The following is a 15,070-nucleotide window of genomic DNA, read 5'->3' as shown; positions in this document are numbered from 1 at the left end:
TTGTGTAAAAATTTCAGAATTAGCTGTCAAAATGACTTAAAAATAACATTGGAATATAAGTTGATTAGCATTGAATACATAAATCTTAAAAATAAAAAATCAAACATATGCAAGAAGAGAAAGGTACTATTTCAATTCATACCGAGAATATTTTTCCGGTTATTAAGAAGTTTTTATACTCCGATAATGAAATATTTTTACGTGAGTTAGTATCGAATGCGGTAGATGCATCCCAAAAGATCAAGCGATTGGCGTCCTTAGGGCAATATAACGGTGAAGTTGGGGATTTGACCATTCAGGTTAAACTGGATGAGGCGGCAAAAACGATTACCATATCAGATAACGGTATTGGTATGACTGCTGAAGAAATAAAGAAATACATTAATCAAATCGCATTTTCAGGCGCTACTGAATTTATGGAGAAATTCAAGGAAGCAAATGATGCCAATGAAATCATTGGTCGATTTGGTCTAGGATTCTATTCTGCCTTTATGGTTGCAGACCAGGTGGAAATTGATTCCCTATCTTTCCAAGAAGGTGCTGAACCTGCACATTGGGTGTGTGATGGTTCTACATCCTATGAAATCTCTGCTGGTACCAGAACAACTAGAGGTACCGATGTAATCCTTCATATCAATGAAGAATCATTGGAATTCCTTCAAAAAAATAGAATTCAACAAATCCTGAATAAATATTGTAAGTTTTTACCAGTTCCAATTCAGTTTGGAACAAAAACAGAATCTGAACCAGATGGGGAAGATGCTGAAGGTAAACCACAGTATAAGTCTGTTGAAGTTCCTAATATCATCAATAATACTCAACCAGCATGGACGAAATCACCTTCGGAATTAACGGATGAAGACTACCTGAAGTTCTATCATGAGCTATATCCGCATTCCATGGATGAACCATTATTCTGGATTCACCTAAATGTTGATTATCCATTTAACCTGACGGGTATTCTTTATTTTCCAAAAATTAAGAATGAACTGGAAATCCAACGTAATAAAATTCAATTATACTCCAGACAAGTATTTATTACCGATGAGGTGAAAGATATTGTTCCTGAATTTTTGATGCTATTACAAGGTGTTATTGATTCACCAGATATTCCATTGAACGTTTCCCGCTCTTTCCTACAGGCTGATAGTAATGTTAAGAAAATCAATAATTACATCACCAAGAAGGTTGCTGACAAGTTAAATGAGATCTTTAAATCTGACCGTAAAGGATTTGAAGAAAAATGGGCAGACATCAATCTTTTCATCAAATACGGAATGTTGAGTGATGAGAAATTTGCTGAAAAAGCAAAGGATTTCTGCTTGCTACAAAATGTAAACAACGATTATTACACTTTCAAAGAATATTATGAGAAGGTGAAGGATATTCAAGTTGACAAAGATGGTAATATCGTTTACCTATATACCCAGGATAAGGCACAACAAGATGGTTATATTTCTGCCGCTTTAGCGAAAGGGTACGATGTGCTTAACTTCCAAGGACCTTTGGACACCCACTTTGCGGGATATGTAGAGCAGCATGGAGGCGAGAAAATCCAGATGAAGCGTGTGGATTCCGATGTTATCGATAAGTTGATTCCAAAGGATGAACAGATAGAACAAACATTATCTGAGGATGAAAGCAAAAAAGCGACTGGGATATTTGAGAAAGCGATCTCTCGCCCTGATATGAAAGTGGAAGTTGATGCATTAAATGCGAATGATCTACCAGTTTCCGTTACGATGGATGAGTTTATGCGTAGGATGAAAGATATGGCGAAAACCGGTGGCGGTATGGGCTTCTATGGTACATTGCCTGATAATTATAAAGTTACAGTCAATGGTAACCACCCCCTTGTAAAACGCATCGTAGAATCGAATGAGGATGAAGCTGAAAAATTAGCAAAACAAGCGTTTGATTTGGCATTGTTGTCCAGAGGATTATTAACAGGCGCTGAATTGACGGCATTCGTGAAAAGAAGTGTGGATCTTATATAGTATTTAGTATTTAGTATAGAGTATTTAGACCTATGGCTGAATAGAAATAGATTCTTCGCTACGCTCAGAAAGACAGAATAAATGTATGAGGGACGTGGTAAAAAAATGGTTCTTCGGCTTTGCCGAAGAACCATTTTTTTACCACGTCCTAATTTAATTATGTCATTGTCATTCCGCATCGAAGATGCGGAATCTATTTTTATGCGTTGTATTGTACAAACATGTCGCCCCGCTGGGGCTGGATAATGCGTGGATGGATAATCGTAAAAGGGCGAATCGCATACGCCCCTACCAATATGCCGCCCCGCTGGGGCTGTAGGGTGGAAAATGGCTCTTTCTACAAATATGTCACCACTACGGGGTTTGATAATGCGTGGTTGGATAATCGTAAAAGGGCGTATGCGATACGCCCGTACCAATATGTCGCCCCGCTGGGGCCGGATAATGCGTGGTTGGATAATCGTAAAAGGGCGTATGCGATACGCCCGTACCAATATGCTGCACCTACGGGGCTGAAAACATGACAGCGGGAACAAAAACTCCGGAGGAGTTTAATGTTAGTAATAGGAGGCGTTAGATGAAATAAGCCCCTCCCGACAGCAATCGCTTTAGCGATTGCTGTCGGGAGGGGCAATTCGTATATGCTATCGGGTTACTAATATTGAACCCCTCTGGGGTTCCTAAAAACGCTGTCGGATATATGAAACGCATTGTAGGGGCGAATCGCATACGCCCCCCCAAACGGTGTCAATACGGTGTGGTAGAGAGGGATTCTGAGCGCAGCCGAAGAATCTGTTTTATTAAACACAACGGTATTGTCATTCCGCATCGAAGATGCGGAATCTATTTTTAGGCGTTGTGTTGGACAAACATGTCGCCCCGCAGGGGCTGGATAATGCGTGGTTGGATAATCGTAAAAGGGCGTATGCGATACGCCCGTACCAATATGCTGCACCTACGGGGCTGAAAACATGACAGCGGGAACAAAAACTCCAGAGGAGTTTAATATTAGTAAAGGAGACGTAAAATGAAATAAGCCCCGCCCCAATTCAATCGCTAAAGCGATTGAATTGGGGCGGGGCTATTCGTATATGCTATCGGGTTACTAATATTGAACCCCGCTGGGGTTCCTAAAAACGCTGACGAATTATTGAAACGCATTGTAGGGGCGAATCGCATACGCCCCCCAAACGGTGCCACGAATATATGGTTGAAATGAATCCTCCTACAAATATGCCGCCCCTACGGGGCTGTATGGTGATAAATGCTTCTTTGCTACAAATATGTCACCCCTACGGGGTTTGTAAATTCAAAGCGGAATCCATATCGGATATATGAAACGCATTGTAGGGGCGAATCGCATACGCCCCCCCAAACGGTGTCAATACGGTGTGGTAGAGAGGGATTCTGAGCGCAGCCGAAGAATCTGTTTTATTAAACACAACGGTATTGTCATTCCGCATCGAAGATGCGGAATCTATTTTTAGGCGTTGTGTTGGACAAACATGTCGCCCCGCTGGGGCTGGATAATGCGTGGATGGATAATCGTAAAAGGGCGTATGCGATACGTCCCTACCAATATGCTGCACCTACGGGGCTGAAAACATGACAGCGGGAACAAAAACTCCGGAGGAGTTTAATATTAGTAATAGGAGACGTTAAATGAAATAAGCCCCGCCCCATTGCAATCGCTTTAGCGATTGCAATGGGGCGGGGCAATTCGTATATGTTATCGGGTTACTAATATTGAACCCCGCTGGGGTTCCTAACAACGCTGTCGGATTTTTGAAACGGATTGTAGGGGCGAATTGCATACGCCCCCCAAACGGTGCCACGAATATATGGTTGAAATGAATCCTCCTACAAACATGCCGCCCCTACGGGGCTGTATGGTGATAAATGCTTCTTTGCTACAAACATGTCGCCCCGCAGGGGCTGTTCGTTGATAAATGCTTCTTTGCTACAAATATGTCACCCCTACGGGGTTTGTAAATTCAAAGCGGAATGCATATCGGATATATGAAACGCATTGTACGGGCGTATCGCATACGCCCTCCAAACGGTGCCAGGATTATCTGGTTGCAATGAAACCCTACAAAAAAGCACACCCACCTAAATAAAAAATGGGACTTAATTAAGTCCCAAGTTTTTATCATCCATGTATTTCAACATCTTTTTGAGTTCTGGATCGTTGAAGTAGGCTAAGCTTTCGCTTGCTATTTTTCTGGCGTTACGGAACTCTTTCTTTTCAAATTGGTCAGCTGCTAAATTTACTGCCATTGAAATAAGGTCTTTATTGTCTTTTAGCCCCAAGTCTTGGTTTTTCGAAAGCTCTTCGATTACAATGTCATGGTAAGCCAATGATTTTTCTATGTTTTTTTCCTGGAAACTCAGGAATGCCAATTGATTCGCATTGATGGTATATACCTTACGAACCTGCTTGTCATCCTTTAAGAATGGAAACTTGGCAGTCCATGAATTGATGATATCCAAAGATCCTTGAAGGTTAGCCTTGTCTGAAGCAATGCTAATCAATGATGCCGAGATCATGGTTTGAACCTCCTTGTCCTCCATGTTTTTTTGATAACATGAAGTCAATAGGGGCAATGCTGCATTTATGTTTTTGTTGACAGCAAATTTAATTGCCTTTTCCTTGTTTTCTTTATATTCTACAGAATCTGATTCTTGTGCAAATGCATTAGCGGATACGCTTAATGCCAGTATTACGGCTGATAATTTTAAATACATACGTTTGATCATGGAAACAAATCTATAAGAAATGCAAGGCAAAAATAAAGTCTTAACTTTTCTTAACATGTGAATCTTGATTGAGATTCAATAAAGTGCGATTTAGGAATATCAATTGTAACAAACTTATTATAAACACTAGGAATGTGCGTTAGAATGGTAATAAAGGAGGTTAATTTTCATTTTGAGGTGGAAGGTCTTCAAAATCAGGTTGCTATAATAACGACTTAGGTCAGGATTGATCCTGACCTAAGTAAGATGAAAAATACAATTTGAATTATTAATGATTGCGGCTTGAATATTTTAACCAAACGCTTCTGTTGATGGATTATTAATGATGTTTTTTCTGTTTTCTAATTCTTCCTTGATTTCATTCATGGATTTAATATTCAATATTAGAATTGGAAAGGAAATGATGGAGAATAACCAGAGGAACATGTGCTCAATGATCATCCCTAATGCTAAAGAAGAAAGCCAATAAAGACCTAGTGCAAAAACATGAATGGAGGTCAAGGTCTTTAACCGGATAAGTTTCTTCATTAATACAGCTTCGCTTAATTCTTGAATCTTATGTGTCATGATATTTATCTATCTATCTGATTGTTAGTATAAATTTACTAATAGAATTCCTTCGATTTCCCTTGGTTTTAAAACTTAATAGAAACTTAATGATTTGGATATATTATCGCATAGGACCTTATTGTGTACGATAGCAAAGATTTATTGGGAAAGGTTGACTATTCTGTTTTTTGCAGAAGATTTTATTAAATATTTGGTTAAATATTTTTCAAGATAAATTCAAAAAAACTGATATTTTTGATTGTTGTTTTTGTTCTTCTATCACAGGAGAAAAATTCATTCAAAATCAATTATTGAGATTATTAACTATTTATTCGGATTATGTATCGTCATTCCCTGCTGTTGTATATTCTTGGCATTTTACTGCTCGTAACAAATTCCTGCAAGAAAGATGATATTGAAAAGATTATAACTGCAGAACTTGAAGTTATGGTTTTGGATAAGCAGAATAATCCAATTGAAGAAGCTGAGGTGGAACTCGTGGATCTTCATCAAAAGAAAATGACCAGCTATTCAGGGCAGGCGGTTTTTGAGAAAACAAAGGTTGGGGAGGTAAAGGTAATTGTACGGAAGCAACATTTCTTGGATCAGGTCCAGACATTAATGGTGAAGAAAGATCAAGAAAACCAATTGAATGTGGTTTTAGAAGATGGGGATCCCTACTTAGAGTTGGAATTTTTAACCCTAAAGCTTAAAGGAAAAAATAGCGAATCTGTTATTGCTGTTAAATCGAATGCTGCCTGGACCGTAGAATCAGATGTTGAATGGCTTACTGTGAACAAGAAGAGTGCAACCGGGAATACTTCTCTCCTTGCTTTTGCTGCTGAAAATCTCTCGGATGAGGAAAGGGAGGGGAACCTTAAATTTAGAATTTCTGACAGTACCATTCTCATAAAGGTTACTCAGCAAGTGAATTTAAGATTAGTGGCACATACAGGCGGAAATACTCCTTTATCGGACTCCATTTTTTTTACTTTTAATAAGCCCATAAAGATCAATACCATTTCGAATAAATATGAATTGTGTCTTCCTACTGATATGGGTTCTAACCTTTCGGATGGTGGAAAAACGGTCAAATTCAAATATGGTTGTGCTACCTTAGGGAGGTCCTTTCCAATTTATTATTCTGTTACTGATTATGATGGGAATACGCTTAGTGAAACTGTCCAGATAGATTATTTTTCCAAGAAGGCAAGTATCGGTACTGAAGCAGGCGTTCATAAAATAATTATGGACAGGGATAACAAAAGTCTATGGGTATTAGCCAGGGGTCCACAATTAGAGTTTGCAAGTAAATTGGTCAAAATGGACCTGGAATCTTTTAAAGTTGTACAAGAGATTACTTTGCCTGAAGCTCCGATTGATTTCGTAATTAATCCTTATAATCAATTGATGTATGTGACGACGGATCAGAAACCAGAAATCTATGTTTATGATCCGAAAAATGGGAAGAAGATAAAAACTATCACCTTGAAAGTTCTAAAAGGGGATAATGAAATGTATCCATTTATCTATCCAGAGGAAATTTTGTTTACGAATTCGGGATTTGGAATGGTCAATGTTGGGAATATTCAAGCTTCGGGAGAGGTTTGGAAAGCCATTGATGCCTCCAAGAACGACAGCATTTATAAACATCCAAGTGTAGAGAATGAATTTTATAAATCTATAAAAGTTCCGGTTCTCGTTAATGGAGGCAACGATATTGTTGGATATTTAGATGGTACATCCCCAATTATATTAAATGGGAAAACAAAAACCTATAGTAAATTTTTTGAATCTCCGGTTCCATTTCCATTCAACCCATTTTTCTTTTCCAATCCGAAAGGTAATAAACTCCTCATTAATGGGTATTGGGAAGATGCATTGTTGGAATTTCCAAGCATGAAAGTGATCAATCGCAGTTATAATGGCGTTGTTCCATGGGCATTTTCCAGCGAGGAAGGGGAAGAAAATTCAATATTTGCATTGACAGGTACCCGCGGGGACTATCTTTCGTTACTAAACTATTCATTAACGAAAACCGATTTATATTTTCCGAATAGTATTACCCCTGATAATGGCAGTTATGCAGTTTCCAAAGACAATAAATATTTTATTGCCGCATATTATGATGCCATTTATAGATTTGATAAGGTCATGTTTTCAGCTCGATATAATTATAATATAGTAAGTCCAACAGGTAGAGTAAATGGGCAACCAGCCGTTCGATCCTTTCGATAAGGCAGCAATCTGAAGGGTATTTTTGGGGTTGAATTTCTGTGAAATTAAGTATAATTCATAGATTATTAGTATATTATGCCTTAGCATATTAAACCACCTAAACATGAAAATCTTTATCAATAAATTAATTCCAGAAGTGGGGATGCAATTGTTGGCTCGTCCCGATATTGACCTACTAATGCCGGAGAATCCTGAAATTTCATATGATGAATGGATTTCCTATTGTCAACAATGTGATGCCATATTAAATATCGGAGCCTATAAAATCGATGCTAAATTCTTTGATTTATGTCCTTCGGTAAAGGCTGTTTCCTTGTTTTCCGTAGGTTATGATCAAGTCGATCTACCTGAAGCTACACGCAGAGGAATTCCAGTTTCCAATACCCCCGATGTCTTGAGTAAGGCGACCTCTGATATATCTTTTATGCTGATGCTGATGGTCTCGCGCTTGGCTTCCTTTCAAACCAATCAAGTTCGGATTGGAGTTCGATTTAAATATTTTAATCCTGTTGCGAATCTAGGTCAAGAGCTCTATGGAAAAACCTTAGGGATTTTTGGTTTGGGGAGGATAGGTTATGAAATGGCGATTAAATGTCAAGGAGCCTATGACATGCCTATTATCTATCATAATCGAAACCGGCATCCAGAGATGGAGGAGAAATTAGGCGCTAAATATGTAAGTTTTGAGGAGTTATTGGCACAATCAGATGTATTATCGATACATGCAAATTATTCCCCAGAATATCATGGTTTATTTAATAAGGATGTCTTTAGTCAAATGAAGGAAAATGCTATCCTTGTTAATACAGCCAGGGGAGGATTTGTAAATGAATTGGATCTGGATGAGGCATTGAAAGCAGGGGAGATTTGGGGAGCAGGGCTAGATGTGACCGATCCGGAGCCGATGCTTCCAGATAATCCATTATTGAAGCAAGAACGTGTTTGCGTACTTCCGCATATAGGATCAGCCACACTTGAGGCTAGGGGAGGAATGGCGAGAATTGCTGCTGAGAATATTGTGGCTTTTGTTCAAGGCGAGAAGCTAAAAACCTGTTTAAACCCTGAAGTTTATTCTTAAGATGGTTATATTGATTTCCCCCAATAGTTTTAAGAATAGCCTGATGGCGGATGAGGTTGCTGAAGCGATTGAGATAGGATTGAAACAATCAGGCTTGAAAAGCAAATTTATAAAGTTTCCAATTGGGGACGGCGGCGATTATACTTCACATTTAATCTGCAAGCATTTAAAAGGTGAGATGAAATCTATGCAGGTGGAAGGAGCTTACTTAGGAAAAACCCAAGCTAATTATGCATTAATCCATCGTGGCAAAACTGCCGTCATCGAAGTTGCCGAAACCTCTGGGTATAAATCCATAAACAACAAGGTTAAAAATCCATTGGATTCCAGTACAAAAGGGTTAGGACAGGTTATTCGCTCACAGATAGAATCTGGGATTAAAAACTTTATCATTTGTTTGGGCGGTTCTGCGACGGTTGACGGGGGCATTGGTATGCTTCAAGCATTAGGGTTGGAGTTTAAGGATAAGTCTGACCAAATAATTCAAGCCATGCCTGGCAATTTTGATGAGGTTGAAAAAATAGAGTGTTCCAATTTTGATGATCTTGTAAAGGGCTGTAAGTTCACTGTCCTATGTGATGTGGATAATAAATTATTGGGTAAGAAAGGTGCGGCAAAAGTATTCGGTCCGCAAAAAGGAGCGAAGCCAGCAGATGTCGAACAACTAGAAAGCTTCCTGAGTAAGTTTGATAAACTTAGCAAAAAGGTTTTGGGGAAGTCGATGAACAACATCCAGGGCGGAGGTGCAGCCGGCGGATTAGGAGCAGCATTTGCAGTATATTTAAAGGCAGATCTTCGACATGGCGCGAGTTATTTTTGCGAGTTGACGAAGTTTGATCAGGAACTTTCAAAAGCAGATCTTTTGATCACGGCTGAAGGAAGTATTGATCAGCAGTCCTTGGATGGCAAAGCCCCAATTACTGTCGCTGAAAAAGCGAAAAAACTCCATATTCCTTGTATTGGTTTGGCGGGAAGAATACCCCTAGAAATCCCCCCGAAATTGCAGGAATATTTTAGTTTACTTCTACCAATTGCAAATCAACCTGAAAGTTTGGAAGAATCCATGAAGCACAGTAAAGCCAATTTGATCAGAACAGCAGGCCAGATTGGAAAGTTTATGAGTTCGCAAAAGCAATAATTAGAAATTCCATCTTATCCGCGTTATTTTCCCAGAAGTTCAAAAAGCTATCAAATCAGGAATGATGAAAGAATTCCTATATTTAGGATATTCTAGCTTTAAAAACATGCAAATAAAATCCATAATACTAAGCGTAATCAGCATTTTAACTTATAGTTTTGGTCAAGCCCAAACGGAGCTTGGTCCTTCCCGATATGTGAATCCCTTTATCGGCGCAAGTACCAATACAGCGAGTTCGGTTCACGGTTTAGGCAAGACCTTTCCAGGAGCGACAACCCCATTTGGGATGACTCAGGTAAGTCCAAATACGATTACCGGCGGTGATAATGGATCAGGCTACAGTTATGAGCATAAGACCTTGGAAGGTTTTGCGTTTACCCAGATGAGTGGTGTTGGCTGGTATGGAGATTTAGGAAACTTCCTTGTGATGCCAACAACGGGCCCATTGCGACTGATAGCAGGGAAAGAAGGAAATACAGAATTAGATGGGTATCGATCAACCTATGATAAGTCCACTGAGAAAGCCGAAGCTGGGTATTATTCTGTGTTTTTAGATCGCTATCAGATTAAAGCCGAAGCAACAGCATCCCCATATGGAGGAATGCTGCGTTTTACCTTTCCAGAGAATGACAGCTCCCGAATTCAGATTGATTTAGCCAGACGGGTTGGAGGAACATCCACTCGGCAGGCGGTTGATGTTGTTGATGAAAGAACTATTCGAGGATGGATAAAATGTGATCCATCAGGAGGAGGTTGGGGCGATGGCGCTGGTCAGGCTGACTATACAGTTTATTTCTATGCCGAATTCAGTAAGCCCTTGTTGGATTATGGCTTTTGGGCTTTGGAAGTTCCGGATGATCAAAAGCGGAAGAACGCAGATGTGGCTAGTGTAGAGTATCAAAAATTAATAGAAAAAGCGCATGTCATCAAAGGAGCTTCGGGAATAGAAGCGGAGCATGTAGGTTTTTTTCTGGAGTTTCCGACAAAGGATCAGGAGCAAGTAACCTTGAAGGTAGGGATATCCTTTACAGATCAAAAAGGCGCTGAAAATAATTTTTATGCAGACGTCCATGGCAAGAACTTCAGGACGATGCAACAATCGGCTCGTGAAGCTTGGGACAAAGCCTTAGGAAAGATCGAAGTGGAGGGCGGAACAGAAGATGAGAAAACCATATTCTATACAGCACTCTATCATACCATGATAGATCCTCGCAATATAACAGATGTTGATGGTCGCTATCCGAGGCCAAATGGTCAGGTTCATTTGGCAGAAGGATTTACGAAGCGCACTATTTTCAGCGGTTGGGATGTGTTTAGAAGTCAATTTCCATTACAAACTATCATCAATCCCAAATTAGTCAATGATGAGATCAATTCTTTGATGAGTTTGGCGACGCAAAGTAATAATAACTATTTAGAGCGCTGGGAGTTTTTCAATGCGTATTCTGGTTGCATGGTAGGTAATCCGGCATTATCAGTAATTGCGGATGCCTATGCAAAAGGGATTCGAGGCTATAATAAAGAAGAGGCATTGGACTTAATGATCAAGACTTCGGATAAATTTGGAAATGGAGAGTTAGGTTATGTTCCGGTTGAAAATGGTTATGGTATTTCCGAAACCTTAGAATTTGCCTATGCCGATTGGTGTATTGCGCAAATGGCAAAGGAATTGGGGAAGAAAGATATACATGAGAAGTATTTAGCAAGGAGTAAATATTACAAGAATATTTTTGATAGTAAGAAGGGTTGGTTCAGGCCTAAACATGCGGATGGGAAATGGCAGGATTGGCCGAAGGAAGGTCGATTAAAGGAATGGTACGGCAGTATAGAGTCGAATCCATATCAGCAGGGATGGTTTGTGCCACATGATGTAGAAGGGATGGTTGAATTGATGGGCGGAAGGGAAAAGGTCCTTGCGGATTTACAATCATTCTTTGAAAATACCCCTCAGGATTTTCTATGGAACAATTATTATAATCATGCCAATGAGCCCGTTCATCATGTTCCCTTTTTATTCAATCGGCTAGGGGCGCCATCATTGACACAAAAATGGACCCGTTATATTTGTGAACATGCCTATAAGAATAGTGTAGAAGGATTGACGGGGAATGAAGATGTGGGACAGATGTCAGCATGGTATGTATTGGCAGCCTCAGGGATTCATCCAATAGCACCTGGAGATCCTACCTATGAGATTACAAGTCCTGTGTTTAGTAAAGTAACCTTTAACCTGGATAATGGGAAGAAGTTTCAAATTATTGCGAATAACAATTCGAAAGAAAATCTATATATACAATCTGCAACCTTGAATGGGAAGAGCTATGGTTCAAAACAGTTAAGCCATGATGATCTTGTAAAAGGAGGGAGTTTGATTTTGGAGATGGGGAAGGTTGGGAAGTAGAGAAAGGGAAAAGTTTCATTTTTAGGGAAGATTTTACGGGTAAGTAGGATGTAATTATTTTGTACCTGTTGTTCATGAAATTGCAGTTTAAAAAAAACATTGAATGTGGAAAATATTTGGATATAGAGGTGTATGATCATATTATTGTATCTGAGGGTGAATAATATAGTTAGAAGGATGAATAAATATTATTATTGATATTCATTGTTTTCTACTGTTGTGGCAGAAAAATATTTAAGGAATTAAGCGCTAGCTTACAGTTATTATCAACAAAATAACCTGAGAAATTTTCCAAACACAAACATGGACGGTTAGAGTTAACCTCTCACTTTATTATATGTCAAATATAAGAGAGGAGCGTGGGTGTAATTTATGTTTGTAAAGGTTCTCTCATGCACTTCACTTTACTGCTCGAGATTATAGCCATTTGTTTTTGTTGATAACTTATTGATTGTGTGGTATGTATAAATATTTTTAGACTTATTTAATTGGATTACGGTTTACCGTAATCCAATATGTATTATTCTATATATTTTTATTTTATATCAAATTAATATATGTGGTACACAATAAAAACTGGGGATGAAAAATCTTATAGGGGATGGCGATATTCTATCTACTCAAACGATGGAATATTAAAAATCAATATCAGTTCTCCTTATTCTATTAGAGTCACTGCTGATTCGCCTAAACAAGCTGAGCTACGAGATTTAAATTTCGCTGTAAACATGTATAATATTAATAGATCTCATTCATTCGAAATTAGCGATAGGTTTTTGGGAATTTTTGTAAAAATCACTCCTGATCTCGAAAAGGGACATAGAGCTGCAAGAAACTATATTGATCAAAACCTAGGAAACTTCAATTTTGATTCTTTTTATCAGGATTTTGAGTATTAACTTATGAATTTTTATTAAATCCTATTTTATGAATAATTTTATTCAACATTCTGAAATCTCAGAAATGGAAAGGTTAGCTAAGGATTTTTTATGAGAATTAAAACCGTTAACCAGATGTTTAAGGGTTCATTTACAAATGATCCAAATGGACAACTTTACATTAATCTAAAAAACATTGATATATTGTTTTCAAGATTTTGCAACCAATATTTGGGTGATAACCAAAGAAAATATTCTGACATCAAATTACAAATATTTTATTTCTCAACTAATGTTAAAGAGTTTGTCACAAACCTAAAAACAGATTTATCAGAGATGGGGAATGATTTACAATTCAAATTTTCTACATATGCTTAAATTTCTAATAACGGGAGCTGTTATTGCATTAGGAGTGGTAATTTATAATGCATGGACAGGAGATGAAGGTTCTAGAGAAGAACAACTACAAAAAACAAAAGATGGGGAAAAAGGCTGCGGATGGCTTTTTTTCTTTATTGCAGCTATTATACTTGTTGCAATTTTAAATTCGATTATTGATTAACTATTATGAATAAATTAATATTTCCTCAAAACTCTAAAAGTATAAACATGCTTTTGAGACTATTAGATGCTAAAGATGGACAAGCCTTCAATGACATTTTTATACCACTAGCAAAAAATTATCGAAAATTATCCGAACCTGTTTCTGGATATCTTTTTGTATTAGAACAATCATTTACAGAAGTTAAAACGACATTAAGTCTATTTCCTATGTTTCCTATTGGTATTAGTGGACGGGCAGTAATTTTGATGTATTCTTGTATGGATGTAAATGAGTTTAATATCATTAAAAATTTTGTTGATAATGAATTAAAAATTGGGAATTTTGTTCTAGTTTCAAATAATTCTTCGTTTAATAAACAAGGGGGCTACATTCCTAAAGATGGTGATTTGAGTTTGAAAAAATATAGGTCTTTATGTATTGAATATGATAAAGGTCCTATTAATAATTATATTATTTCCTTCCAATTAGAGTTATAATATTAATTGGAAAGGCACGTTTTTATAAAATTTTAGGACAAATGCCTATTCTTAAATTTTCTTGCCAAAAAATAATAAACCTTTAAGTTGTTATGTTAAATATTAATATTCAAACAAGTTTTAAGAATTTAATTACATTATTTATTTCTTCCTCTAATTCTAAAGTGGAGGAAGATTTAATTCATAAATATATCGTTTTACGTGAGGAACTTCATTACACTGAAGCTTTTGATGAAACAATTCTAAAAGCAAAATCTGTATATTCATTGAAACACGCAAATGCAACTGTTCCTGAGTTTATAGAGTGGTTTATTTCTAATTTTAACAATTCTTGGCTAACAGAATTTTGTTCTGAGGAAATTCGTGAAAGAAATAATCGAGTACAAAATGCTTTTATTAATATTCAGGAAACTCTCTATAGAACTCAGAGTTGGATGAAGGAGGAAAAGCTTCGCACAAAGGTTGATATTGATTGGGAGAAACGTGGGAGGAAATTTAATCTTTTACATCAAACAATAACCATTTTTTGTGATATTGCTTTAGCTTGTAATCAAAAGGGGGAATATTATATCAGTTATAATCTTGATTATAGATGTCAGGAATTGATTGGTAAATTTTTCACCAATACTTTACTAAGGAGATTTTATGAGTTTACAATGGATGATTTGGAGCCTTATTTGAACCTTAATTCCTTTCTTGTTGATGGTTTGGATAATTTTACAGAAGCATTAAAGGAATCAAGAAATAATGAATTTGTAAAAGCATCCTTAGTTCCTAACTCTTAAAATAAAAAAGTGGCTGTATTCTATGATATAGCCACTTTACATAATTCTCTAATATGGTTCATTTTGTCGAATACTCTAGTGTGATAAATATTATCCAATATTTTCTACCCAAACATTAACATTTTCAAAGACATCATTACTTGGTCTATCCTTAATAATATAATACCAATGGTTTTCAAGTTTCATGTAAATCATTAGTGGCAAT

11 protein-coding genes are annotated in these 15,070 nt (G+C 37.4%); 9 read left to right on the top strand and 2 right to left on the bottom strand.

Annotated elements, in window-relative coordinates; genetic code table 11:
* The first annotated feature begins 107 nt into the window (after nt 1-107).
* On the top strand, nt 108-1,997 hold the full coding sequence (htpG, locus tag ACF3OC_RS12440) for a molecular chaperone HtpG (RefSeq protein WP_094258888.1): 1,890 nt from the start codon (nt 108-110) through the stop codon (nt 1,995-1,997).
* 2,130 nt (nt 1,998-4,127) lie between these two features.
* Here the strand turns inward: htpG and ACF3OC_RS12435 are convergent.
* A complete protein-coding gene (locus ACF3OC_RS12435; protein ID WP_141202162.1) occupies nt 4,128-4,814 on the bottom strand; it encodes a hypothetical protein in 687 nt (228 codons plus the stop codon).
* A 234-nt stretch (nt 4,815-5,048) separates the two neighbouring features.
* Nucleotides 5,049-5,324, bottom strand: a complete 276-nt coding sequence (locus ACF3OC_RS12430; RefSeq protein WP_094258823.1) for a hypothetical protein — start codon at nt 5,322-5,324, stop codon at nt 5,049-5,051.
* Nucleotides 5,325-5,645: 321 nt separating this feature from the next.
* Between ACF3OC_RS12430 and ACF3OC_RS12425 the strand changes: the two genes are divergently transcribed.
* The 8 genes from ACF3OC_RS12425 to ACF3OC_RS12390 all read left to right on the top strand — a co-directional run bounded on the left by ACF3OC_RS12425 (nt 5,646) and on the right by ACF3OC_RS12390 (nt 14,865).
* A complete protein-coding gene (locus ACF3OC_RS12425) occupies nt 5,646-7,544 on the top strand; it encodes a BACON domain-containing protein (protein WP_392469297.1) in 1,899 nt (632 codons plus the stop codon).
* A gap of 103 nt (nt 7,545-7,647) precedes the next feature.
* Nucleotides 7,648-8,622: a D-glycerate dehydrogenase gene (locus ACF3OC_RS12420; protein ID WP_094258821.1), complete on the top strand. Its 975-nt coding sequence runs from the start codon at nt 7,648-7,650 to the stop codon at nt 8,620-8,622.
* Between the two features lies 1 nt (nt 8,623).
* Complete coding sequence (locus tag ACF3OC_RS12415) at nt 8,624-9,760, top strand: glycerate kinase (RefSeq protein WP_094258820.1); 1,137 nt, start codon at nt 8,624-8,626, stop codon at nt 9,758-9,760.
* A gap of 61 nt (nt 9,761-9,821) precedes the next feature.
* Entirely contained in the window at nt 9,822-12,161 is a 2,340-nt protein-coding gene (locus tag ACF3OC_RS12410; protein ID WP_392469296.1) for a GH92 family glycosyl hydrolase, read from the top strand.
* Between the two features lie 557 nt (nt 12,162-12,718).
* The gene (locus ACF3OC_RS12405; protein WP_094258819.1) at nt 12,719-13,060 is read left to right on the top strand and encodes a hypothetical protein; all 342 of its coding nucleotides are present in this window, start codon (nt 12,719-12,721) and stop codon (nt 13,058-13,060) included.
* A gap of 349 nt (nt 13,061-13,409) precedes the next feature.
* Nucleotides 13,410-13,601, top strand: a complete 192-nt coding sequence (locus ACF3OC_RS12400) for a hypothetical protein (protein ID WP_094258817.1) — start codon at nt 13,410-13,412, stop codon at nt 13,599-13,601.
* 5 nt (nt 13,602-13,606) lie between these two features.
* Nucleotides 13,607-14,080 carry a hypothetical protein gene (locus ACF3OC_RS12395; RefSeq protein WP_094258816.1) on the top strand — a complete coding sequence of 158 codons (474 nt, stop codon included), beginning with the start codon at nt 13,607-13,609 and terminating at the stop codon, nt 14,078-14,080.
* A 92-nt stretch (nt 14,081-14,172) separates the two neighbouring features.
* Nucleotides 14,173-14,865: a hypothetical protein gene (locus ACF3OC_RS12390; protein ID WP_094258815.1), complete on the top strand. Its 693-nt coding sequence runs from the start codon at nt 14,173-14,175 to the stop codon at nt 14,863-14,865.
* The last annotated feature ends 205 nt before the right edge of the window (nt 14,866-15,070 follow it).

Source organism: Sphingobacterium cellulitidis (assembly GCF_043187465.1).
GTDB lineage: Bacteria > Bacteroidota > Bacteroidia > Sphingobacteriales > Sphingobacteriaceae > Sphingobacterium > Sphingobacterium cellulitidis.
Note: the sequence above shows the minus strand (reverse complement) of the source record. Positions and strands in the feature narration are given on the sequence as shown.